This window comes from Paenibacillus gansuensis, from assembly GCF_042684925.1.
GTDB classification, from domain to species: Bacteria; Bacillota; Bacilli; order Paenibacillales; family DY6; genus Paenibacillus_N; species Paenibacillus_N gansuensis.
Map to the genome: position 1 here is coordinate 735680 of NZ_JBHUME010000007.1, position 23145 is coordinate 758824.

28 protein-coding genes are annotated in these 23145 nt (G+C 47.3%); all 28 read left to right on the plus strand.

Annotation, left to right across the window (positions count from 1 at the left end; all coding sequences use genetic code 11):
- The first annotated feature begins 88 nt into the window (after positions 1–88).
- Positions 89–1402: an FADH(2)-oxidizing methylenetetrahydrofolate--tRNA-(uracil(54)-C(5))-methyltransferase TrmFO gene (gene trmFO, locus ACFSUF_RS11210; RefSeq protein ID WP_377602875.1), complete on the plus strand. Its 1314-nt coding sequence runs from the start codon at positions 89–91 to the stop codon at positions 1400–1402.
- 24 nt (positions 1403–1426) lie between these two features.
- Positions 1427–2332 carry a tyrosine recombinase XerC gene (xerC, locus tag ACFSUF_RS11215; protein ID WP_377602876.1) on the plus strand — a complete coding sequence of 302 codons (906 nt, stop codon included), beginning with the start codon at positions 1427–1429 and terminating at the stop codon, positions 2330–2332.
- 47 nt (positions 2333–2379) lie between these two features.
- On the plus strand, positions 2380–2919 hold the full coding sequence (gene hslV, locus ACFSUF_RS11220) for an ATP-dependent protease subunit HslV (protein WP_377603158.1): 540 nt from the start codon (positions 2380–2382) through the stop codon (positions 2917–2919).
- Between the two features lie 36 nt (positions 2920–2955).
- Entirely contained in the window at positions 2956–4353 is a 1398-nt protein-coding gene (gene hslU, locus ACFSUF_RS11225) for an ATP-dependent protease ATPase subunit HslU (RefSeq protein ID WP_377602878.1), read from the plus strand.
- A 48-nt stretch (positions 4354–4401) separates the two neighbouring features.
- Entirely contained in the window at positions 4402–5181 is a 780-nt protein-coding gene (gene codY / locus ACFSUF_RS11230; protein ID WP_377602880.1) for a GTP-sensing pleiotropic transcriptional regulator CodY, read from the plus strand.
- 189 nt (positions 5182–5370) lie between these two features.
- Entirely contained in the window at positions 5371–5784 is a 414-nt protein-coding gene (flgB, locus tag ACFSUF_RS11235; protein WP_377602882.1) for a flagellar basal body rod protein FlgB, read from the plus strand.
- A 3-nt stretch (positions 5785–5787) separates the two neighbouring features.
- Positions 5788–6246: a flagellar basal body rod protein FlgC gene (gene flgC / locus ACFSUF_RS11240; RefSeq protein ID WP_377602884.1), complete on the plus strand. Its 459-nt coding sequence runs from the start codon at positions 5788–5790 to the stop codon at positions 6244–6246.
- Positions 6247–6301: 55 nt separating this feature from the next.
- Complete coding sequence (fliE, locus tag ACFSUF_RS11245; protein ID WP_377602886.1) at positions 6302–6604, plus strand: flagellar hook-basal body complex protein FliE; 303 nt, start codon at positions 6302–6304, stop codon at positions 6602–6604.
- A gap of 42 nt (positions 6605–6646) precedes the next feature.
- On the plus strand, positions 6647–8242 hold the full coding sequence (gene fliF, locus ACFSUF_RS11250) for a flagellar basal-body MS-ring/collar protein FliF (RefSeq protein ID WP_377602888.1): 1596 nt from the start codon (positions 6647–6649) through the stop codon (positions 8240–8242).
- 11 nt (positions 8243–8253) lie between these two features.
- Positions 8254–9267 (plus strand): flagellar motor switch protein FliG, encoded by a 1014-nt coding sequence (gene fliG / locus ACFSUF_RS11255; RefSeq protein WP_377602890.1) that lies wholly within the window; start codon positions 8254–8256, stop codon positions 9265–9267.
- Positions 9260–10096 carry a FliH/SctL family protein gene (locus tag ACFSUF_RS11260; RefSeq protein WP_377602891.1) on the plus strand — a complete coding sequence of 279 codons (837 nt, stop codon included), beginning with the start codon at positions 9260–9262 and terminating at the stop codon, positions 10094–10096. The genes fliG and ACFSUF_RS11260 overlap by 8 nt, the downstream gene beginning before the upstream one ends.
- Positions 10083–11408, plus strand: coding sequence for a flagellar protein export ATPase FliI (gene fliI, locus ACFSUF_RS11265; RefSeq protein ID WP_377602892.1), 1326 nt, complete (start codon positions 10083–10085; stop codon positions 11406–11408). The genes ACFSUF_RS11260 and fliI overlap by 14 nt, the downstream gene beginning before the upstream one ends.
- Before the next feature lie 6 nt (positions 11409–11414).
- Positions 11415–11855: a flagellar export protein FliJ gene (fliJ, locus tag ACFSUF_RS11270; protein WP_377602893.1), complete on the plus strand. Its 441-nt coding sequence runs from the start codon at positions 11415–11417 to the stop codon at positions 11853–11855.
- A 12-nt stretch (positions 11856–11867) separates the two neighbouring features.
- Positions 11868–12749: a hypothetical protein gene (locus ACFSUF_RS11275; RefSeq protein WP_377602894.1), complete on the plus strand. Its 882-nt coding sequence runs from the start codon at positions 11868–11870 to the stop codon at positions 12747–12749.
- Between the two features lie 30 nt (positions 12750–12779).
- Positions 12780–14297: a flagellar hook-length control protein FliK gene (locus ACFSUF_RS11280; RefSeq protein ID WP_377602895.1), complete on the plus strand. Its 1518-nt coding sequence runs from the start codon at positions 12780–12782 to the stop codon at positions 14295–14297.
- A 17-nt stretch (positions 14298–14314) separates the two neighbouring features.
- Complete coding sequence (locus tag ACFSUF_RS11285) at positions 14315–14770, plus strand: flagellar hook capping FlgD N-terminal domain-containing protein (RefSeq protein ID WP_377602896.1); 456 nt, start codon at positions 14315–14317, stop codon at positions 14768–14770.
- Position 14771: 1 nt separating this feature from the next.
- Positions 14772–15164 (plus strand): TIGR02530 family flagellar biosynthesis protein, encoded by a 393-nt coding sequence (locus ACFSUF_RS11290; protein WP_377602897.1) that lies wholly within the window; start codon positions 14772–14774, stop codon positions 15162–15164.
- Between the two features lie 92 nt (positions 15165–15256).
- The gene (gene flgG, locus ACFSUF_RS11295) at positions 15257–16084 is read left to right on the plus strand and encodes a flagellar basal body rod protein FlgG (protein WP_377602898.1); all 828 of its coding nucleotides are present in this window, start codon (positions 15257–15259) and stop codon (positions 16082–16084) included.
- Between the two features lie 80 nt (positions 16085–16164).
- On the plus strand, positions 16165–16392 hold the full coding sequence (locus ACFSUF_RS11300) for a flagellar FlbD family protein (RefSeq protein WP_377602899.1): 228 nt from the start codon (positions 16165–16167) through the stop codon (positions 16390–16392).
- Positions 16385–16873, plus strand: a complete 489-nt coding sequence (locus ACFSUF_RS11305) for a flagellar basal body-associated FliL family protein (protein WP_377602900.1) — start codon at positions 16385–16387, stop codon at positions 16871–16873. The genes ACFSUF_RS11300 and ACFSUF_RS11305 overlap by 8 nt, the downstream gene beginning before the upstream one ends.
- A gap of 40 nt (positions 16874–16913) precedes the next feature.
- Positions 16914–17912, plus strand: a complete 999-nt coding sequence (gene fliM, locus ACFSUF_RS11310; RefSeq protein ID WP_377602901.1) for a flagellar motor switch protein FliM — start codon at positions 16914–16916, stop codon at positions 17910–17912.
- Positions 17902–19155: a flagellar motor switch phosphatase FliY gene (gene fliY / locus ACFSUF_RS11315; protein WP_377602902.1), complete on the plus strand. Its 1254-nt coding sequence runs from the start codon at positions 17902–17904 to the stop codon at positions 19153–19155. Before fliM ends, fliY begins: the two co-directional genes overlap by 11 nt.
- 25 nt (positions 19156–19180) lie before the next feature.
- Positions 19181–19543 carry a response regulator gene (locus ACFSUF_RS11320; protein ID WP_377602903.1) on the plus strand — a complete coding sequence of 121 codons (363 nt, stop codon included), beginning with the start codon at positions 19181–19183 and terminating at the stop codon, positions 19541–19543.
- 32 nt (positions 19544–19575) lie between these two features.
- Complete coding sequence (locus ACFSUF_RS11325) at positions 19576–20157, plus strand: flagellar biosynthetic protein FliO (RefSeq protein WP_377602904.1); 582 nt, start codon at positions 19576–19578, stop codon at positions 20155–20157.
- The gene (gene fliP, locus ACFSUF_RS11330) at positions 20154–20921 is read left to right on the plus strand and encodes a flagellar type III secretion system pore protein FliP (protein WP_377602905.1); all 768 of its coding nucleotides are present in this window, start codon (positions 20154–20156) and stop codon (positions 20919–20921) included. Before ACFSUF_RS11325 ends, fliP begins: the two co-directional genes overlap by 4 nt.
- Positions 20922–20939: 18 nt before the next feature.
- Complete coding sequence (fliQ, locus tag ACFSUF_RS11335) at positions 20940–21209, plus strand: flagellar biosynthesis protein FliQ (RefSeq protein WP_377602906.1); 270 nt, start codon at positions 20940–20942, stop codon at positions 21207–21209.
- Between the two features lie 19 nt (positions 21210–21228).
- Positions 21229–22014, plus strand: coding sequence for a flagellar biosynthetic protein FliR (gene fliR, locus ACFSUF_RS11340; RefSeq protein ID WP_377603159.1), 786 nt, complete (start codon positions 21229–21231; stop codon positions 22012–22014).
- Between the two features lie 38 nt (positions 22015–22052).
- Positions 22053–23144 (plus strand): flagellar biosynthesis protein FlhB, encoded by a 1092-nt coding sequence (gene flhB / locus ACFSUF_RS11345; protein WP_377603160.1) that lies wholly within the window; start codon positions 22053–22055, stop codon positions 23142–23144.
- The last annotated feature ends 1 nt before the right edge of the window (position 23145 follow it).

Consider the following 23145-nt stretch of genomic DNA (forward strand, 5'->3'; position numbering starts at 1 on the left):
CCTGCTTCGTCCCGTATGACCAACAGCATAGCTATACTTTTTATGCCTACTGCGAAGTAGGCTCTAACTTTTAAGGAGGTTTATTATCTTGTCAGATACACCAAGAGTAACCGTCATCGGAGCAGGACTGGCCGGAAGTGAGGCTGCGTGGCAGATCGCTAAACAAGGAGTGCCTGTTACTTTATACGAGATGAGGCCTGTTCGCCAGACACCGGCCCACCATACAAATAAATTTGCTGAACTGGTGTGCAGCAATTCCCTGCGGGCTAACGGAATCACGAACGCGGTGGGCTTGTTAAAAGAGGAGATGCGCTTATTCGATTCTTTAATATTGGGGAGTGCGGACCGTAACAGCGTTCCTGCCGGAGGAGCGCTTGCCGTAGACCGTGACGGGTTTTCGGGGGACATCACCAGCACGCTGCATAACCACCCGCTAATCGAAGTTCGTACGGAAGAAATTACAGACATTCCCGAAGGCATCACGCTGATTGCTACGGGACCGTTAACATCTCCCGCACTTTCTGAGAAAATTCAGGGCCTGTTAGGCGAAGAGTACTTTTACTTTTACGATGCGGCTGCGCCGATTATTGAGAAAGACTCGATCGATATGAGCAAGGTTTATCTTGCTTCAAGATATGACAAGGGTGAAGCTGCTTACCTCAACTGCCCTATGACGGAAGAAGAGTTCGACCGCTTTCATGAGGCTTTAATTACTGCGGAGGCGGCACCGCTTAAGGAATTCGAGAAAGAAGTGTATTTCGAAGGCTGCATGCCGATCGAAGTCATGTCCAAGCGGGGAAAGCAGACCGCCTTATTCGGCCCGATGAAGCCCGTTGGCCTTGTGAACCCACATACTGGCAAGCTGCCTTACGCGGTTGTCCAATTGAGACAGGACAATTCTGCAGGCACCCTTTACAATATGGTCGGTTTCCAGACGCATTTGAAATGGGGAGAACAGAAGAGGGTATTCTCCATGATTCCAGGATTGGAAAATGCGGAGATCGTCCGTTACGGCGTAATGCACCGGAACACGTTCATTAACTCTCCGAAGCTTTTGGAACCGACCTATCAGTTCAAGCAGCGCGCCGATTTGTTCTTTGCAGGACAGATGACAGGTGTAGAAGGATACGTCGAGTCCGCAGCTTCCGGCCTCATTGCAGGTATGAACGCGGGCAGGCTGGCATTGGGTAAGGATCCGGTTGTTATGCCGAAAGAAACGGCTCTTGGCAGCATGGCGCATTATATTACTACTGCCGATTTCAAACATTTTCAACCGATGAACGCTAATTTCGGCCTGCTTCCGCCATTGGACAAGCGGATCCGCAACAAAAAAGAAAAGAACGAAAAAATTGCGGAGCGCGCCTTGGAAACGATTCGTTCGTTTGCCGATTTATTAGAGTAACCTTTTCCAGCGGAGGTGAGCAGATTGATCGAAGAATTCAGGGTGGAAGGCTTTCTTCGTTATCTGAAGGCGGAGAAGAATGCGGCGGAGCATACGATGACCCAGTACGCAAAGGATTTAGGGCAATTTGGAACGTTCCTTAAAGACAAAGGCATAACTAGCTTTGGAGAGGTCTCATACTTGCATGTACGCATGTTTTTGGCTGAGCTGAACGGGAACGAGTATGCCAAAAGCAGTGTGTCGCGCAAGCTATCTTCTCTCCGTTCCTTTTACGGTTACCTGCTGCGGGAAGGTGATGTCGTGGCCAGTCCTTTTACGTACATCCGCACGCCGAAACGAGATAAGAAACTTCCTAAATTTCTGTACGTAGAAGAAATGCAGGACCTTTTATCAGCACCGGATACATCCACTCCGCTGGGACTAAGGGATGCTGCTATCATGGAGGTCCTTTATGCAAGCGGGATGCGTGTCAGTGAGCTGGTCGGGCTGAATATGTCCTCGATAGAACTGGATCACGGGATCGCTCTGGTTTTCGGTAAAGGCTCGAAGGAACGCTATGTTCCGCTAGGTGAGTTTGCCATAAGCCTGCTCCAAAAATATATGTCAGAAGCAAGAATGAAGCTCCTTCAGGCGAATATGAATAAAGTGGACGGCCATGCATTGTTTCTAAACCATCGCGGTTCAAGACTGACGGACCGAAGCGTGCGCAGACTGATTGATAAATATGTGGAACAGGTTGCCGGAATCCGGCAAATCAGCCCTCATACGTTACGACACAGTTTTGCCACCCATATGCTGGAGGCGGGCGCTGACTTGAGAACAGTGCAAGAGCTTCTTGGCCATGTTAATATTTCCACCACTCAGATCTATACGCATGTTACCAAAGGGCATCTGCAATCAGTGTATAACCGGGCCCATCCGAGAGCATGATGGATCATCTGCAAAATTCCATGAGAGGAGTCGATATGATGTCAGAAATGCCGTCTTTTCACGCCACCACGATCTTTGCGATACGCCACCAGGGGAAAGGTGCCATTGCCGGTGACGGCCAAGTCACGTTCGGCAACAATATGGTCATGAAAGCTTCAGCCAAAAAAGTGCGCAGATTATACCGTGGCAAAGTAATTGCTGGCTTTGCGGGTTCTGTTGCCGATGCGATCACGCTTTTTGAGAAATTTGAAAACAAGCTGGAGGAACATCACGGCAATCTGCAGCGTGCAGCCGTCGAACTGGCAAAGGATTGGCGGTCCGACCGCGTATTGCGGAAACTTGAAGCGATGATGATTGTTATGGATGCAAGCGGACTGCTGCTTATTTCAGGTAACGGTGAAATCATCGAGCCGGACGACGGCATTCTAGCCATCGGATCGGGAGGCAGTTTTGCACTGGCCGCGGGACGCGCCCTAAAACGGCATGCCTCGGGAATGGAAGCCAAAGACATAGCCAGAGGGGCCCTTCAAGTGGCCGCCGAAATTTGTGTATATACGAATGAGAATATCATTGTCGAAGAAATTTAGCACCGGCAACGCTATAACTTTTAGGAGGGCTGTCGTATGACTCAACCTGCGCTTACCCCAAGACAGATCGTTGCGGAATTAAATAAATATATCGTCGGCCAGCAGAAAGCCAAAAAATCAGTAGCCGTAGCCCTGCGCAACCGTTATCGCAGAAGTCTGCTCGAGGAGAGCCTGCGTGACGAAGTAGTGCCGAAAAATATTTTAATGATCGGACCTACAGGTGTAGGGAAAACGGAAATTGCCAGAAGACTAGCCAAACTTGTAAATGCCCCTTTTGTAAAAGTGGAAGCAACCAAATTTACAGAAGTAGGATATGTGGGCAGAGACGTCGAATCTATGGTAAGGGACCTGATTGAAACATCAATCCGAATGGTGAAAGCGGAACGTACGGAAACGGTGAAGGAGCAAGCCGAGCAATTGGCTAATGAACGAATTGTATCTATACTTGCCCCGCAGGCTGCCAAAAAGACGGCCGGCCGAAATCCGCTGGAAATGCTGTTTGGAGGCAACCAGGGGGCGGAGAAGCCTGAACCGGAAGAGACAGACCCGAATCTCGCTGAAAAACGTGCCCAGATCCGGACGCAGTTGACCGCCGGTAAACTGGAGAATGAATGGATTACAATCGAGGTAGAGGATCATTCTCCTACGATGCTGGACATGCTGCAAGGCCAAGGTAATGAACAGTCCGGCATGAATATGCAAGAAATGTTCAGTAGCTTTTTGCCCAAACGCACGAAGAAGCGGAGGCTGACCGTAAAGGAAGCCAGAAAAGTGCTGACACAAGAGGAAGCCCATAAACTCATCGATATGGATGATGTCCATGCAGAATCCGTCCGGCGCGCGGAACAGTCCGGTATCATTTTTATTGATGAGATCGACAAAGTAGCAGGAAGCGGCAGAGGAGCAGGTCCTGATGTTTCAAGAGAAGGAGTGCAGCGGGACATCCTGCCTATCGTCGAAGGATCAACGGTAATGACGAAATACGGGCCGGTCAAGACGGATTATATTCTGTTTATTGCCGCAGGAGCTTTTCACATTTCCAAGCCTTCGGATCTGATCCCGGAGCTGCAAGGCCGATTTCCGATCAGGGTTGAACTGAGCAATCTTACGGTAGATGATTTTGTATCTATCCTTACTGAGCCGCAAAATGCCCTGACGAAGCAGTACACCTCTCTTTTGGAAACAGAAGGGATTCGGGTGGAGTTTTCAGGGGAAGCTATTCGGGAAATTGCCTGCATCGCTGCAGATGTGAACAGCAACACAGAAAATATCGGTGCTCGTCGTCTTCACACCATTTTGGAAAAACTGCTGGAGGATTTGTCGTTCGAAGCTTCAGACATTCCTTTGGAGCAGATGACGATAACACCTGAATACGTGCGTGAGAAATTAAGCGACATTGCCAAAAACAAAGATTTAAGCCAATATATATTGTAGCTGTGCCAGGGGTTCTATGTCGGCCCCGAACTTCGGGAGGCAAAGAAAGTGACTTTACTTACAAAAACCAGAACGTTAAACAAACTTCTTCAGAAAGCTGCCGGTCATGCTGTCAATTTCACAGAAATGGCTGAAGTGCTTCAAACGATTATCGACGCTAATGTTTATGTTATCAGCCGCAAAGGAAAAGTGCTGGGTTATTCCGTCCATGCCCAGCATCAGCCTCATTTGATCCAGGAATCGGTTACGGAAGAACGGCGTATTCCGGATGAATACAATAAGGTGCTCCTCAAAATAGAGGAAACCGCTGCCAATGTGCAGCCGGAGTCGGATACTCAGGGTATAGTAGAACAAATACATCATTGGAACAATCACAAATATATGACGATCGTACCGGTAATCGGAAGCGGCCAACGCCAAGGAACTCTTGTTTTATCGCGGATGGAAGAGCCTTTTGTGGATGATGACTTGATTCTTGCGGAGTATGGTTCCACGGTCATTGCCATGGAAATATTGCGGGAGAAGACGGAAGAATTGGAGCTTGAGGCAAGAAGCAAAGCAGTGGTTTCCGTTGCTATCGGTTCGTTATCTTTTAGTGAATTAGAAGCAGTGGAGCATATTTTTGAAGAATTAGGTAGGAAAGAAGGCCTATTGGTTGCAAGTAAAATTGCGGACAGAGTAGGCATAACCAGGTCGGTTATTGTGAATGCCCTAAGAAAGCTTGAGAGCGCTGGAGTGATTGAAACCCGTTCTCTCGGCATGAAAGGGACCTATATCAAGATTCTAAATGACCAATTAGTGAAGGAACTTAATAAAAACAGCATATAATATTAGCAAAAAATGTCAAAAGCCCTCGAAAGATAGGGCTTTTTTCTTATTGTGCTGGAAAGGAATATCTTGGAGTATAGATATGTAGAATTTTAGTACTAGATCATCAAGTTTTGTCGAAACAAGGCAGGAAATTGGATATTATGTGTAGAAATATGTTCTTCAGCACAATAAGAGGTGGGACGTAGCATGAATCTATTCAACAGCAGAGGGATGAGCTCTCTGGAACGCTCTTTGGACGTATCGATGCTCAGGCAGAAAGTCATCAGCAATAATATTGCCAATGTCGATACGCCGAACTTCAAGAAGTCTGAGGTGAAGTTCGAAGAGTATCTGCAGGCAGCAGAGGACGGATGGAATCCTGAACCCCTGGCCGGCAAGCGCACGAATCCAAGACATTTTTACATCGGCCCTTTAAGCTCGCTTCCTCTGCCGACAGTCGTCACCGCAGGCACTACGTTGATGAACAACAGCGGGAATAATGTGGATATCGATTATGAGATGACGGAACTGGCGAAAAATCAACTCAAATATAACACTTATATTCAAGAGCTGAATCATGAAATAACACAGTACCGGACTGCCATACAAGGAGGGAAATAATAAGTGAAGCTATCCAACGGGTTTGATGCCAGCGCATCCGCGTTAACAGCTCAGCGGCTTCGGATGGATCTCATCTCTTCCAATATTGCAAACAGCGAGACAACCAGAGGCAGTTATGTAAATGGCAAGTTTGAGCCATACCGCAGGAAGATGGCGGTTCTTGAGCCGAATCGGCAGTTCGACAATCTACTCAATAATGCCATGAATGGTTCCGATGGGAAAGTACGCGGAGCAGACGGGGTAAAGGTGACCCGGATTATGGAAGACCAGACTCCTTTTAAGCTTGTGTACAACCCTTCACATCCCGACGCCGACGAGAAGGGATATGTACAGATGCCGAATGTCGATGTTGTTAAAGAGATGGTAGACATGATTTCAGCCACACGATCCTACGAGGCGAACGTTACCGCGCTGAATGCTTCCAAAGCAATGTTCACGAAAGCGTTGGAAATTGGCAGGTAAGGCAGAACCTGGAACAGGTAACATGTGGTAAACTACTTCCTTGGAGGGGAATCTATTGATTGAGCAAGCAGCTATTAAGCCATTACAGATGATTATGCCCAAGGATTCAGGGCTGAAAGTGGGAAGTAGTTCTGAAGTCACAGAGCAATTTTCGAATATGTTGAAGAACGCAATAGAGACTTTAAACACGCAGGAACAAACCGTACGTACGATGAATGACAAATTCGCTGTCGGCGAAGTGGATGTTCATCAGGTCATGATTGCTTCTCAGAAAGCGGAGCTCGGCCTGCAGCTTACCTCTCAAATACGCAATAAAGTGATAGAAGCGTACCAAGAAATTATGAGAACCCAAATTTAATCGCACTCTTCTTTCATAGTAAATCTTTGGTGAGGTGACGTTGTGAACGAAAGGCTTCTCCAATATAGAGAGAGAATGACTCAATATTGGACACAATTTAATAAGACACAGAAAATTATGCTCGTTTCGGCCGTATTGATGAGTGTTTTGGCCATCATATTATTAAGCTTTTATTTTTCTAAGACCGAGTATTCTACCGCTTTTACGAATTTGGATTCTGCGGATGCTTCCGGTATCGCCGCTTACCTGGATTCTAACGGTATACCGTACAAGATAAGCTCCTCGCCTGACGGCAAGAGCATGATTGATGTCCCGGCGGCTGACGCCACTAAAGTGAAGATTGAAGGGGAGGCGCAGGGACTCATCCAGAATGGATCCATCGGTTTTGATATCTTTTCCAAAAGTGAGAATATGTTCGGTTTTACAGATAATGAATTTGATGTTGTGAAACAGGATGCGCTGGCAGGAGAAATTCAACAGCTCATTAACTCTATGAACGGGATTACCTCATCCAAGGTGCTGGTTACTCTGCCTGAAGAAGACCCTTTTGTTACAACAGAAGATCAGCAACAGGCACTTGCCTCCGTAAATGTTAGATTTAAACCTGGGTACAGGCCCGATCAAGCGCAAATCGACTCTATTTATAATCTCGTATCTAAGAGTGTTCCGAATTTGCCGCTGGATAACATTAATGTAACCGGGCCGGACAGCGAGCTGCTCCCTTCCTCGAAAACAGCGGGGAACGATTCGGCAGGTGTTGTGGCACAGCAGTTTGAGGTAACGAACCAGTTTAATAAATCTATCGAAAACAATGTGAAACAATTCCTGGGTCCATTATTCGGAAACGGAAAGTTCGTAGTCAGCGTCGTCTCGAAATTGAATTTCGACAAGGTTAATTCCCAGGAGAATTTGGTAACACCGGTAGTTAACGATGAAGGAATTGCCGTTTCAGTCCAGAAAATTCAAGAGAATTATTCCGGAGAAGGGGCGCCAAGCGGAGGAGTTGCCGGGACGGGCCAAACGGATGTTCCAAACTATCCCAGCTCAAGTTCTACAGGTAAAACGACTTCGGAGAAATCATCTGAAACGATCAACAACGAAATTAACCGGATTCAGAACACGATATCGAGAAGCCCTTACTCCGTAAAAGATTTAACCATTAATATCGGTATTGAACCACCGGATCCGAATAATCCTGCATCTTTAACCCAGGAGACGAAGGATGAAGTCAAAAATATTATGGTGAATATCGTCAGCGCATCGCTTGCGGACAACGGGATGGCATTTACTCCGGAAGATATGCAGAACAAAGTGGTCATATTCTCGAAAGCTTTCGAAGGTAAACAACAAGCGGAGACGACAAGCGCTCTTTCCAAATACTTGATGTTTGGTCTAGGCGGAGTAGCACTTGCGCTGGTTACCGGAGGAATTGTTCTGGCAGTCAGAAGAAAACGGAGAGCTGCAGAATTGGCTGAAGAGGAACTCGAAATGGCTCCTTCTACCAGAGTGGAGCTGCCAAGTATCGAGATGGACCCGGCAAAGAACGAAAATCAAGTACGCAAGCAGCTTGAGACATTGGCCAAGAAACGACCGGAGGAATTTGTTAATCTGCTTCGGACTTGGCTAGTTGACGAATAGAGGTGTAACGGTTGGTAAAATTACAGCAGGGGTTGTCAGGCAGACAGAAAGCCGCAATTCTATTGATTACGCTAGGGCCGGAAGTGTCCGCCCAGGTGTTTAAGCATCTAAGAGAAGATGAGATCGAACAGCTTACGCTTGAAATTGCCAACGTGCGAAAAGTGGAAAACAGCGAGAAGGAAACCATCTTAAGCGAGTTTCATGAAATTTGTGTTGCTCAGGAATACATTTCTCAGGGCGGCATTACTTACGCGAAAGAAATTCTCGAAAAAGCTCTTGGCAGCCAAAAAGCGCTCGATATTATCAACAGGCTGACATCGACACTGCAAGTCAGGCCGTTTGATTTTGCCCGCAAAGCGGAGCCGGCTCAAATTTTGAATTTTATTCAGAACGAGAATTCCCAAACAATTGCCCTAGTGCTTTCTTATTTACAATCAGAACAAGCATCGGTCATTCTTTCCTCCCTGCCGCAGGACAAGCAAGCGGATGTCGCAAAGCGGATTGCTTTGATGGACAGCACTTCTCCTGAGGTTATCGCCCAAGTTGAAATGGTACTGGAACAGAAGTTATCCGCTACCGTGACCCAGGATTACACGTCTGCTGGCGGTATCGAAGCTATCGTTCAGATTTTGAACGGAGTAGACCGCGGAACGGAACGTACCATTCTCGATTCATTGGAAATCCAGGATCCCGAATTGGCGGAGGAAATCAAGAAACGCATGTTTGTTTTCGAGGATATCGTCAATATCGACAATCGCTCGATCCAACGAATTATACGCGATATCGAGAACGCGGACCTGCAGCTTGCATTGAAAGTGGCAAGCGAAGAAGTCCGGGAAGCCATTTTCCAGAATATGTCCAAACGGATGGCGGAAACGTTTCGGGAAGAAATGGAGTACATGGGACCTGTCCGGCTGCGTGATGTCGAAGAAGCTCAAACCAGGATTGTGGCAACAATCCGCCGCTTAGAGGAATCTGGAGAGATCATCATTGCCCGCGGTGGAGGAGACGATATCATTGTCTAATGTTATCAAACCGAATCAATATGTATCTTTAGAGCATATCCGTACACTGGAAGCCCGGGAAGTTATCGTCAAGCCCTTCTATAAAGAAGAGTCGGAGATGACGGAAGAAGAGAAGCTGCTTGCCCATAAGCACGAAGAGTTTACTGCGGCCAAAGAACAGATGATGCGCGAAGCCGAAATTTTTGCTCAGGAACAAATCCGGGAAGCACAGGATGAGGCGGAACGAATTAAAATCCGAGCTCAGGAAGAAATCGATCTGTGGTGGCAGGAACGCCGTCTGATGGACGAGCAGCATGTCAACGAAGCTAAAAATTCCGGCTATCTGGAAGGGTACCAGGAAGGTTTGGTTTCAGCAGAAGCGAACCTGAGGGAGCAATACGGGCAAATGCTTCTGGAAGCGGGTTCCATTCTTGAGCAATCTCATGCAATGAAGCAGCTGATCATTCAGGAGGCGGAACCGTTTCTAATCGAGCTCAGCACCAACATTGCTTCCAAAATATTGGACAAACAGTTGACTGTTGAAACCGAATGGATGGTCGACCTGGTCAAAAGCGTGCTTGCACGAAGAAGAGAACAAGGAGTCATTACATTGTGCGTTTCACCCGGTCGGTATAGTACGATTCAAAGTTACAGGGAAGAGCTTGTCCTGCATATTGATTCCCAAGCGGAACTTCAGATTCTGCCGGATGCTTCAGTGAACGATCAAGGATGTGTTGTCCGAACGGCATTCGGGAGTATAGATGCCAGAATCGATACCCAATTGACGGAGATCAAGAAAATTCTCCTTCAGGTAGCGAAAGGGGAGGCAGGCGATTATGCGGACGGCTAACCTCAACGTGGACAAGTACCTGGATGCTATAAAAGCGGTGGATCCGGTCAGGGTGAACGGCAAAGTTACGCAAGTTATCGGGCTTACCGTTGAATCAGAGGGGCCAAACGCAAGTATCGGCGATGTTTGTTACATTTATCCTCATAATTCCGCCCAGCCGCTCAAAGCCGAAGTTGTAGGGTTCCGCAATAACAGGGTTCTTTTGATGCCGCTAGGCGAACTCACCTCGATTGGCCCGGGCTGCGATGTTGTCGGGACAGGAAAACCGCTAACGGTCCAAGTCGGGCATGAACTGCTCGGTAAGGTTCTTGATGGACTCGGGGAGCCGCTAGACGGTTCATATCTGCCTAGCCGTATGTCCCATTATTCAACCCATAATGCTCCAAGTAACCCGCTGCAGCGCCCCAGGGTGACCGAACCCATCTCAACAGGTGTGCGTTGCCTGGACGGACTTCTGACTATCGGTTCAGGTCAGCGTGTCGGTATTTTTGCCGGATCAGGGGTTGGAAAGAGCACGCTGCTCGGCATGATAGCAAGAAATACTTCTGCCGATGTGAACGTGATCGCACTGATCGGCGAACGGGGCAGAGAAGTTCTGGAGTTTATCGAGAAAGATCTCGGCCCGGAAGGTCTAGCACGCTCAGTAGTAATCGTTGCCACAAGCGATCAACCTGCATTAATCCGTATCAAAGGCGCACTGATCGCTACGACGATCGCAGAGTATTTCCGGGATCACGGACTTAATGTCATGCTCATGATGGATTCGGTTACCCGCTATGCCATGGCGTATAGGGAAGTAGGTCTTGCGATTGGCGAGCCACCAGCCACGCGCGGGTATACGCCTTCGGTGTTTGCAAATCTTCCGAAGCTTTTAGAACGCGCAGGCACAGGTCCGAAAGGTTCCATTACAGCTTTTTATACCGTACTTGTTGATGGTGACGATATGAATGAGCCGATTGCGGATGCCGTGCGCGGAATTTTGGACGGGCACGTTGTTCTCCACAGGAGCATAGCGAACCGCGGCCACTTTCCTGCCATTGATGTGCTGGCCTCGGTCAGCCGTGTCATGAAGGACATTGTGCCTCCGCAGCAGCAGGAAGCGGCATCTTATCTGAAACGGTTGCTCTCTACTTATAAAGATTCGGAAGACCTTATCAATATAGGGGCGTACCAGCGGGGAACAAATTCAGAAATTGATCTTTCTTTGGAATATATCCAGACCATCTGGGATTACACGAAACAAAGCATCAAAGAGAAAGTAACCTACCAGGAAGCTGTGGACCGGCTCCTGATCGATTTTTACAGGAGATGAGTATAGATGCGTTTCCACTATCATTTACAAAAAATCGTAGACTTGAAGACCACCCAGAAAACGCACGCGGAGTGGATGCTGTCTAAGGCGGTAGGCGTTCTTCGGGAGGAGGAAAGCTCGCTTACGATGTTATATGAGCAGAAAACCAAACTTCAGGAAGAACTGCAGGAGCAGTCGCTCAGCACTACGATTTCTTCGATGAGAACCGCCCAATTTTATATTAGCAGGCTGGATGAACGGATCCGCAACCAACAAGGTCAGATTCAAGCAGCACAGTCTGAAGTGGAACACACAAAAAACGTTCTTCAAAACAAAATGCAGGATGAAAAAGTATGGAGCATGACCCGGGAGAAGGCGAAATTGATGTTTCACTCGCAACTTCTGAAAAAAGAGCAGGACGAGCTCGATGAAATGGCGACGGTCCGCTTTGTGAATACCGCTCTCTAAGGAGGTAACCGCATGGAAAGTATGGAAACTGACAAATCTTCTTACAGCGGCTTTGAACGATTTTTGTTTTTTCTGACACCGGTTGTTTTCACACTGGTTCTGGTATTGGTGCTTCTGACTATGTTTAATTACGACTTTAAAAATTCACTGTTAAACTATGGTAACAAGATACCCTTGGTGAAATCCATTTTGCCTGATTCGAAGACACCGGGTACAGGTACACCCGAAGATGCAGGCGGAAATACGGTGAAAGAGCTGAAGCAGCAATTAGCGGTGAAAGAGGCTGAAATGCTGAAAGCTTCGGAAAACATCAAGGCCAAAGATGAAGAGATCAAGCGGCTGAGCGCACAGATTGCGGCTCTAAAAACTAAATCAACCACAGAAACAGCCAACGAGGGCGCTTATGAGGATAAGGTGAAGGGCCTAGCTAAAGTTTATGCGGATATGTCACCCAATAAAGCCGCACAAGTGATTCAAAACCTGACACTCAGTGAACAAGTGCTTGTACTTAGCCGGATGAAAACGGATGAACAGACACGGATTTTAGAGAAAATGGACCCCTTGAAGGCAGCCGAAGCTTCCATACTGCTAAAGGACACGGTGAAATCGGGTGATTTGGAAGTAAAGGCTTTGCAAGAAAGACTTGATAAATATACAAAGTCCGAACCTAAGACATCCACATCCATTACTAGAAACGACCTGGCAAGTACGATTGCAAGCATGACTCCGAAAAGTGCTGCCGAAATGCTGTTGGAAATGAACAAAACCAATAAAGACAAAGTTTTATCGATTCTTAACTCGCTTGAAACGGCAGCCCGCTCCCAAATTTTAAGCGAAATGACGTCGGAGTCCGCTTCAGTAACTGCCAAGATTACAGCTAAGTTAGGCAACTGATTTGTACTTTTGAGAGGAGGTGAAATAAATATGGATATGATGAACATTACGTCTCCCGCCGCAAACGGATCGTCCGTTTCCGCAACCGCTCCCAACGGTGTACAAGCAGACAAGGATAATGAGGGAACAGGGGACTTTGCCTCCGCGTTGGTTCAATTGCTGGGGGATAAACATGTAACCGGAGAATCGGCAACCGCGGGCTCTACAGAGGACATACCATCGTTGCTGCTGAAAACAATGAATTCCGGCTCCGGAGAACTGACCCAACTACTTTCGGATGAGGGAACAGAATTAGGCGACCTGGAAGAACTTGCGGCGAAACTTTTAAAACTGCTGGAAGGCTTGTCCGAGGAAGAAAAGCAAAAGGCAGAAACGGATCCAGCTTTCATGGATTGGATGGCTGAGGCTAATGCCCTTTTACTTACCCTTATCCCGGCTGCAACCGCTGAATCTTCTGAGAACGCACGAACAGGTCAGGCAAGCAGCGCCATTTCTGAAGATCAGCTTATCCAATTGCTTACGAACGGTTCAACTCCAGAAAACACCCTGGCCCATCTGATGCAATCCATAAAGAAACTTCAGCAGCATGATCAGGTGAATTCACAGCAGATTGCTGCTTTCCAAGAAGTGCTTACAAAGCTTCAGAAGATGTTATCTGATCCTTCTGCTCTTCAAGCGGGAAGTGCACAAGGTGCATTTCATGCTGTTGAAGCAGCATCCGGTTCAGGCATCGAAGCAGGGAAAGGGAACAGCAACAGAGCGACACGTACTGTCCGTGACATAGGGGGTACGGCAGGTAACCAAAATATCGTAATGGATAGCGCTCCTGTCAAAACCGTTCCATTGATTCAGCCTGTCGGCTTAAAGCATCTGCAGGTTCAGCAAACAGCGGCTGCCGTACAGCAAATGCAGCAGTCTGCATTTTCCGCTGCCGATGAAGTTATGACAGAGCAGACACCATTAGGCATTGCCGAAACTCAGCTGCCTGCTGAAACCGCCGAGCCATTCACAGTCGTTCAGCTGCCGGAGACGGCAAAAACCGTTCCTGCCGAGGTAGCAGCAAAGCCGGTTCAACTGACTATGTCTTCGCAGCAATTTGTAGATGATATGAGCCAATTTCTCTTTAAACATGTGAAAGTAACCCAGTTTAACGGCTTGACGGAAGCTCAAATTACGTTGACTCCGGAACATCTCGGTCAAGTAGAAGTAAAGCTTTCCTTGCAGAACGGGCACCTGGTGGCCCAGTTTATGGCGAGCAGCAACGCCGGGAAGGAAATGCTTGAGAATCAGCTGCACCAGTTAAGGCATACTCTTCTGGCCCAAGGCATTCAGGTAGAGAAGCTGGAGGTAACGCAGAACACGAACGCACAAACTTCCATGTTTCAGGATCAGAGACAACAACAGTTTAAAGAACAATCCGGAAGACAAGGAAACCGGAGCCGGACTTCGGCGGTTGATACAGTTGGCAGCGAGTTTGCTGATGACCTGAATCTAGAAGAAGAGGCGAGGCTTCGCAATTACGGCAGTGAATTTAACGTCACCGCTTAACGAATGAGGTGAATACAATGGCAGATCCCATTTCAACCAAAAACATCTGGCCCAACTACGCACAGCATAATGTTGATAGCGTAACGGACAGCAAAGCGGGGAAAGACAAATCCTCACTCGGCAAAGATGATTTTCTCAAAATTTTAGTGACACAGCTGCAGAATCAAGACCCGTCACAGCCGCTTCAGGACCGTGAATTTATTGCTCAAATGGCTCAATTCAGCTCTGTAGAGCAGATCATGAATATGGCCGGCGAGATGAAAATGCTGCGTCAATCCATCGGAATGGCATCGGGGTTGATCGGTAAGGACATCTCTTGGACCGTGACGGATCCGGTGACCGGACTAAGCTCAAACCGCAGCGGAACCGTGCAATCGATACGCATTAAGGACGGCGTTCAGTACGCGGAGACCGGCGAGGAACAAATTTCTCTGGATCGGATAACAGGCATCCGAAATAAAGAGGAGAAATAACATGTCGGATCGAATAACTATAGGTCAGATTTTCCCGAATGTTGTCGGGACAGGTGCTAAACGGAATGTTTCCGGAGCTCTGCCTTCGGGATCTCATACTAAGGAAACAAAATCGTTTCAGGAGCTGTTAGATCAAAAGCTCGTCAAGTTCAGCCACCACGCTGAAACAAGGCTTCAGCAAAGAGGGATTGTGTTGAAGCCCGAACAAATGGCCAAGATCGAAACCGCCATTGATAAGGCTTCTGCCAAGGGAGCTAAAGATTCGCTGTTTTTCATGAACGATGTGGCATTGATTGTAAACATTAAAAACCGCACGGTTGTTACCGCTATTGATTCCAAGTCGATGAAAGATCAAGTATTCACTCAAATCGACAGTGCGATTGTAATTTCATAATATTTGGCCGGCCCGTTTATGGGAGCCTGAAGCTGCGGACCGACTGAAGCAGCTTGCCCACCATTTTGTTTAACTTTTAGGAGGAACTTGACATGTTGAGATCAATGTATTCCGGTGTATCCGGTATGAGGGGCTTCCAAACAAAGCTCGATGTAATCGGAAATAACATCGCTAATGTAAATACAATCGGCTTTAAAGCCGGAAACGTAGTATTCAAAGATATTTTAAGCCAGACTGTTTCCGGCGTAACGCCGCCTTCCGACGGGACAGTCGGAGGTGTAAATGCGAAGCAGATCGGTCTGGGTGTGACGATTGGCAGTATTGAAACCATTCATACGCCAGGCAGTGCACAGACAACTAATGTAAGCACGCATCTCCGGATCGACGGGGACGGATTCTTTGCAGTAAAGACCTCCCCGGATCAGGAAGTCCCTTACCTAACGCGTGCAGGTAACTTTACATTGGATGCAGATCGTTACCTGGTTAACGGAGACGGGATGTTCGTCATGAATGCGGACGGCGGCCTTGGAGAGCCCATCCAGTTGGATGCAGAAGTAACTGCCTTTTCCATCGCGCAAGACGGAACGATTATCGCCGTAAATGCGGATGGAACCAGTACGCCGACCGATTTCAAAGTAGGGGTTGTAAAAGTAACCAACCCGGGCGGCTTAGAAAAGGTAGGGGGTAACCTATACCGTAATACACTGAACTCTAACCTCGAACAGATCGTAGTCCAGGAAGCGGGTAATACAGAAGCTGGAACAGGTGACATTATCTCTGGTCAACTTGAGATGTCTAACGTAGACTTAACGAACGAGTTTACAGAGATGATCGTGGCTCAGCGCGGATTCCAGGCCAATTCGCGGATCATCACTACATCCGATGAAATCCTGCAAGAAGTTGTGAATCTCAAGCGTTAAACCATTACTGGGTTGAGACCGGAGGAAGCTCCTCCGGTCAGACACCCTATGAGATTACTTTGATTAATGGGGGACAAACCATGATTCCTGTTACGAGGCTGAACAACAAAAGCCTGGTGATCAATGCCTTATTGATTGAGACGATCGAGGACACGCCGGATACGGTAGTAACCTTAACGACGGGCAAAAAAATAATCGTTCTAGAAAGTGTTTCCGATGTAATAAGTTTGACCAGCAACTACCTGCGGTCGATCGGACTCGCTTCCGCTTCGGTAGTGAATCGAACGGAGGAGCAAGACCATGTTTAAGCGTATGATGCCTTGGATGGCCATGATATTAGTTATTATTACACTGATTACAGTAGCCTTTTTCGTACTGTGGAATTACATGAACAAATCAATGGAATCCGAAGACCCCCACCAGCAAGCAAAGGACAGTGTCAGTAAAGTAACGGCCAAGAAACTGTCTGCGGAAGAGATCATCGAGGTAAGCTCTGTGCTGGAGAACATCACTACCAACCTTGCAGATCGGGATTATGTGGTGAAAATGAGCTTTGCTTTCCAGCTTGACAGCAAGAAAACCAAAGAGGAGTTCGATAAAATCGTAAACCTCAAAATTAAACCGATCATCATTCGCACATTGTCCGACATGCAGCCGGAACAAGTGACAGGCGGCAAAGGCTTTGATGCTCTGAGTGCCAAGCTGATTAACTTAATTAACGCAACATTGCCAAAAGGCAAGCTGACTCAGGTGGAAATTACGGATTTCGTAATAACTCCTCTCAACTAGAAGAAATACGCATGTGAATTTGCATAAGGGGGTGACTTGATTGGTTGATGTATTGTCGCAGAATGAAATCGACGCATTGCTTGCCGCGCTTTCTTCAGGTGAGATGGATGCGGAGGAGCTCAAGAAGGAAGACACTCAGAAAAAGGTTCGTGCCTACGATTTTAAGAGGGCGGTTCGCTTCTCAAAGGATCATATCCGAAGTTTAACCAGAATCCACGAAAACTTCGCGCGGTATTTGACTACATACTTCTCTGCACAGCTTAGAACTTTTGTTCAAATCAATGTAGTTCAAGTAGAACAGCTTCCATATGATGAGTTTATTCGGTCCATTCCGAAAATGACGATTTTGAATATTTTTGAAGCTGAGCCTTTAGAGGGCCGTATGGTTCTAGAGGTACATCCAAACGTAGCCTATGCTATGCTGGACCGTATGCTTGGCGGTACGGGAACGGCTCCGACTAAGCTCAATACGCTTACTGAAATTGAAACTATAGTGATGGAACGCATTTTCAGCAGGGCATTCGACAGCTTACAGGAAGCTTGGAAAACGGTCATAGAACTTCAGCCAAGACTTGAAGCGCTGGAAACCAATCCGCAGTTTATGCAGATCGTTTCTCCCAATGAAACGATTGCCCTTATCTCTCTAAGCACCAAAATCGGAGATACGACGGGAATGATCAACTTATGTATCCCGCATGTGGTGATTGAGCCGATCATGTCCAGGCTTTCCGTACACCACTGGTTTGTCTCTCAAAAGAGAACCAGGGCGCCGGAAGAACAGGAAGTGCTGCAAAGCAGGCTGACGAAAGCTAAGCTTCCTATCATTGCTGAACTCGGGAACTCTCACATTTCCGTTAGGGAATTCCTTGGTTTAATGGTAGGGGATGTTATTACACTCGACACAAAAACGGATGAACCCTTGAATGTAAAAGTAGGCGAGCGGTTGAAGTTCCACGGCAGCCCAGGATCAACAAAAGGAAGAATGGCAGTCCAGATTTCGGAGATTGTCAGCGAAGGAGCAGAAGAATATGACGAATAAGGACTATTTGTCCCAAGAGGAAATAGACGCATTACTTAGACAGAACTCAGATGAGCCCTCCTCTTCGGGTTCGGGTCCTGCCATCGATGAATTCCTGAGTATGCTGGAACAGGATGCTCTAGGTGAAATCGGCAATATTACATTCGGCAGCGCAGCAACAGCACTGTCCACCTTATTGGGCAAGAAAGTTGACATTACCACACCGAAAGTATCCGTTATCGCCAAGAACGATTTGGAAGATGAATTTCCAAAACCTCATGTAGCTGTAAGCGTCCGATATGTAGACGGTTTTCAGGGAATTAATTCCCTTGTGATCAAAACGAAGGATGCCCAAGTAATTGCAGATCTAATGCTGGGCGGTGCCGGAAACGTTGACGATGCAACGGAACTGAATGAAATTCACATCAGTGCGGTACAGGAAGCAATGAATCAAATGATGGGCTCCTCAGCAACATCTATGTCGACGATTTTCAACCGTTTCGTCAATATTTCACCGCCGGGAATCGATATTTTAAATATGGAGAGCGGACAAGGGGTAACGAATCTGCCGCAGGACGATTATTTCATTAAAATTTCGTTCCGCCTTACGATCGGCGATTTAATAGATTCTACGATCATGCAGCTTGTTCCCGTTCCTTTTGCTAAAGAAATGGTATCGATCCTTATGGGCGGAAGTTCACCGGATTCGGCTGGAACTGATCCATACGAGAACCAGCAGGATTTCTACACGATGCCCGAGGAAGTTCCACACGCGGCAGCAGCACAAAGCTATACACAAGAACAGACGATGTACCAGGCACCGCCGGCCATGCACCAGCCTCCTAGCCCATCATACTCTGCACCTATGCAACAGCCTGCTATGCAACAGCCTGCGGCTCCTCAGCAACCTATGGGAGGGTACGGTGGTATGAATAACCGGAATGTGAATGTACAACCAGTTCAATTCTCGAATCTATCGGGCAATGCAGGCGGTAACCTTGATGAAACGAACCTGAATCTCCTGCTGGATATCCCGTTGAAAGTGACGGTGGAACTGGGCCGTACGCAAAAGGTGATCAAAGATATTCTTGAGCTGTCGCTGGGTTCCATCATTGAACTGGACAAGCTTGCCGGCGAGCCGGTCGATATCCTTGTGAATAACAAGTTGATAGCAAAAGGCGAAGTAGTGGTCATCGATGAAAATTTCGGTGTACGTGTAACCGATATAGTCAGCCAATGGGATCGTATTCAGAAATTGCAATAACACAATATTAGGAGGATGAATTACTATGTCGAATCGTATTTTGATCGTAGATGATGCAGCTTTTATGAGAATGATGATCCGGGATATTTTGAGCAAGAACGGATTTGAAGTAGTAGGTGAAGCCCAAGACGGCGCCCAGGCGATCGAGAAATTTAAAGAATTGAAGCCGGATCTGATCACTATGGACATCACAATGCCGGAAATGGATGGGATTGCGGCTCTGAAAGAAATCAAGAAGATGGACGGTAATGCCAAAGTCATAATGTGTTCCGCAATGGGCCAGCAAGCTATGGTTATCGATGCTATCCAAGCGGGTGCCAAAGATTTCATCGTAAAACCGTTCCAGGCTGACCGTGTTATTGAAGCGATCAAGAAAACTCTGGGCTAACGTTTGCAAGCGGGAAAGGGTTGTCTCTATTGATGCGTATAGCACTACAAGCTTATCTGCTAGCAACGAATACGGGATTACGAGAGAACGAACCGCTCCCCGACGATCTTGCAGCTCCTGATCCGAACCTATTCGGTAATTTCTTCCGCGTGATCTTTGTCCTGGTATTGATCGTTGGGCTGATTGTGCTGCTCATCCGGTATTTAGGACAAAAGAACAGGGGATGGATGGTAAACCGTTCTATCAAAACGCTGGGCGGCATACCCCTTGGGCAGCATAAATCGATACAACTGGTGGAAATCGGAAGTTCGATTTATGTTGTCGGCGTGGGTGAGGATATCCGGTTGCTGGAGAAAATTCAGGACCCCGAGGAAGTGGAACACATTCTCTCTTCTTTTCGAAATCCAGCCGGTTTCAACGGAAATGCCGCCGCTTCAGCTTTGTCAGATTGGATAGGCAGCTGGAAACGTAAAAAACCGCAGCAGGATGAAGAACTGGAAGCATCTTTCCAGGATGTGTTCTATCAAAAGATGCAGCAGCTGCCAAGCCGGAAGAAAATGGTTGAAGACATGCTGCAGGAAGAAAAAAATAATGATCGGTCGTCGGAAACATGAGAAGAAAATTACTTATAGCCCTTGTATTATTGATTACGCTCAGCTCGTTTGGAGCCGCTGCTGCTATGGCGGCGGACCCAATACCTGATATCGGGATCCAAATCGGAGGGAGCGGTACCGGTACAGGTGAACCCGGAGGTTCAACCACCTTATCGATCCTGCTATTGATCACGATCCTAAGTGTGGCTCCGGCCATACTGATCTTAATGACCAGCTTCACAAGGATCGTTATCGTGCTGGGATTCGTCAGGACTTCCCTTGCAACCAATCAGATGCCTCCCAACCAGGTGTTGGTAGGGCTGGCATTGTTTATGACATTGTTCGTCATGTCACCGACATTAAGCGAACTGAACACCGTGGCCCTTCAGCCTTATTTGAAGGGGGAGATGACCCAAACAGCCGCCCTTCAGAAGGCAGCGGAGCCGATGAAGAAGTTCATGGCGAAGCAAACCAGAGAGAAAGATTTACTTTTATTTTTGAAATATTCCAAATCGCCCAAACCGGCCACGTACAAGGACATTCCGATTCATGTTTTGGTGCCGGCATATGCTATCAGCGAATTGAAAACCGCTTTTCAAATGGGTTTTATGATTTTTATTCCCTTTTTGGTTATCGATATGGTCGTCTCCAGTACATTGATGGCAATGGGGATGATGATGCTGCCGCCCGTCATGATTTCACTTCCGTTCAAGATTCTGCTGTTTATCCTGGTAGACGGCTGGTATCTTGTAGTGAAATCTCTACTGTTAAGCTTTAATACTTGATTACAAGGTGGGTAACGCATGAATTCCGAATTCGTCGTGGCATTGGCCGGACAAGCCGTATACACCGTATTAAAGGCCAGTGCCCCCATGCTGATTATTGCTCTGGTCGTCGGATTGCTTGTAAGTGTTTTTCAGGCGACCACCCAAATTCAGGAGCAGACATTGGCGTTTGTGCCCAAAATTGTAGCGGTATTTGCCGCGGTTCTGCTGTTTGGGCCTTGGATTTTAACGACACTGGTAGATTTTACTTATAACCTGTTTAATAACCTCTACAAATATATCGGATAGGTAGTGAAGACAGTTGGAGCTGTTACAAACCTATTTTCCTGTCTTCCTGTTGATTTTTTGTCGAATTACATCGTTTTTTGTGGTGGCGCCGATTTTCTCCATGCGCGGCCTTCCGTCTCAAGTCAAAATTGGCCTCGCCTTTTTCGTATCGGTACTTATCCTGCTGAACCAGTATGGAACGGTAACGGTGGAAACAGATGCAACTTATGTATTATCGATTGCCAGAGAGATTCTCGCGGGACTTCTGCTCGGTTTTCTGGCATATCTGTTCTTCACGGTAGTCCAAATCGCGGGCTCCTTTATCGATCTTCAGATGGGTTTTGGGATTGCGAATGTGATCGATCCGATGACCGGCGCGCAAAGCCCGATTTTCGGTAATTTCAAATTTATGATATCCATTTTAATCTTCCTTTCGATCAACGGTCATTTATTGCTGCTTGAAGGACTGATCCAAAGCTATCAATGGGTCCCGTTAAACAGCACCTTGTTTCAGCAAATGTACTCGGGACATATTACCGATTTTCTGATCCGCACGTTTAGTGAGACGTTCAAGCTGGCCTTTCAAATGTCCGCACCGATCGTCGTTGCGATGTTCTTAACTGACGTGGCATTGGGCCTGCTGGCCCGGACGGTTCCCCAAATGAATATTTTTGTCGTCGGGGTACCGCTTAAAATATTGGTTGGACTGCTGATGCTGTTACTGCTGATCCCGGGCTTTATTTCCCAGTTTGAGCATGTGTTTGCTTCCATGTTTGAAGGAATGCGGTCCCTGTTACAACTTATGGGCGGCCAGCCCGCACCTTAGAGAACGCACAAGAAGTAGAGGAGGGGACGCTTGTGGCTCTGAACCCGGAGTTCCGCCTGAAGCTGGATTTACAGTTATTTTCCGGAGAAAAAACAGAACAGGCAACGCCGAAGAAACGCCAGGAGTCCCGTAAAAAGGGCCAGGTCGCCAAAAGCATGGAGCTGCCCGGCGCATTTATCCTGTTAATTTCCTTTTTGTCGTTCTCTATGTTCGGCGGGTTTTATAAAGAACGGATCTACCGTTTGTTCTCCGTTACGTTTCACGATTATATGAACCGGGAATTGACTCAAGCAACAGCCGCTCAAATGTTCAGCGATTTAATAGTGCAGTCTTTGATTTTGATTTCACCTATCATGGTCATCACGGTTATCGTTGCGATCATCGGCAATTACGCACAGTTTGGTTTTCTGTTAACCGGCGACCCGCTGATGATGAAATTTAATAAGATCAACCCGATTGAAGGGGCAAAGCGGATTTTTTCGCTCCGGTCCTTAGTGGAATTGTTCAAATCCATTGCCAAAATCATAGTTGTCGGTGTCGTGGCTTATATGACGTTGTGGGGGGAAAAGGAGCGCATCCTTGAACTCAGCACGGTGCCTTTAGAATCGATATTCACGTTTACCGCCGGACTTGTTTTATCGCTTGGGGTCAAAATCGGTGCCGTACTTGTAGTACTGGCCGTTCTGGATTATGCGTACCAACGCTATGAACACGAAAAACAGCTGAAGATGTCCAAACAGGACATTAAAGATGAATATAAAAAATCCGAAGGGGACCCGCTCATCAAAGCTAAAATCCGCGAAAAGCAAAGGCGTATGGCGATGCAGCGCATGATGCAGGAAGTTCCCAAGGCGGATGTGGTCATTACGAATCCAACCCACTTTGCGATCGCGCTAAAATATGAGGCCGGCAAAATGGATGCTCCGCTGGTTCTTGCCAAAGGCATGGATTTCGTAGCCCTCAAAATTAAGGAAATCGCCAAGCAGGAAGGGATTCCTACGATGGAAAACCGGCCGCTCGCCAGAGCGTTGTACGAGAAGGCTGAAATAGGGGAAGGCATTCCCGTGGAACTGTTCCAGGCTGTTGCGGAAGTGTTGGCTTTTGTCTACAAAATGAAACGCAAAGCTTAAC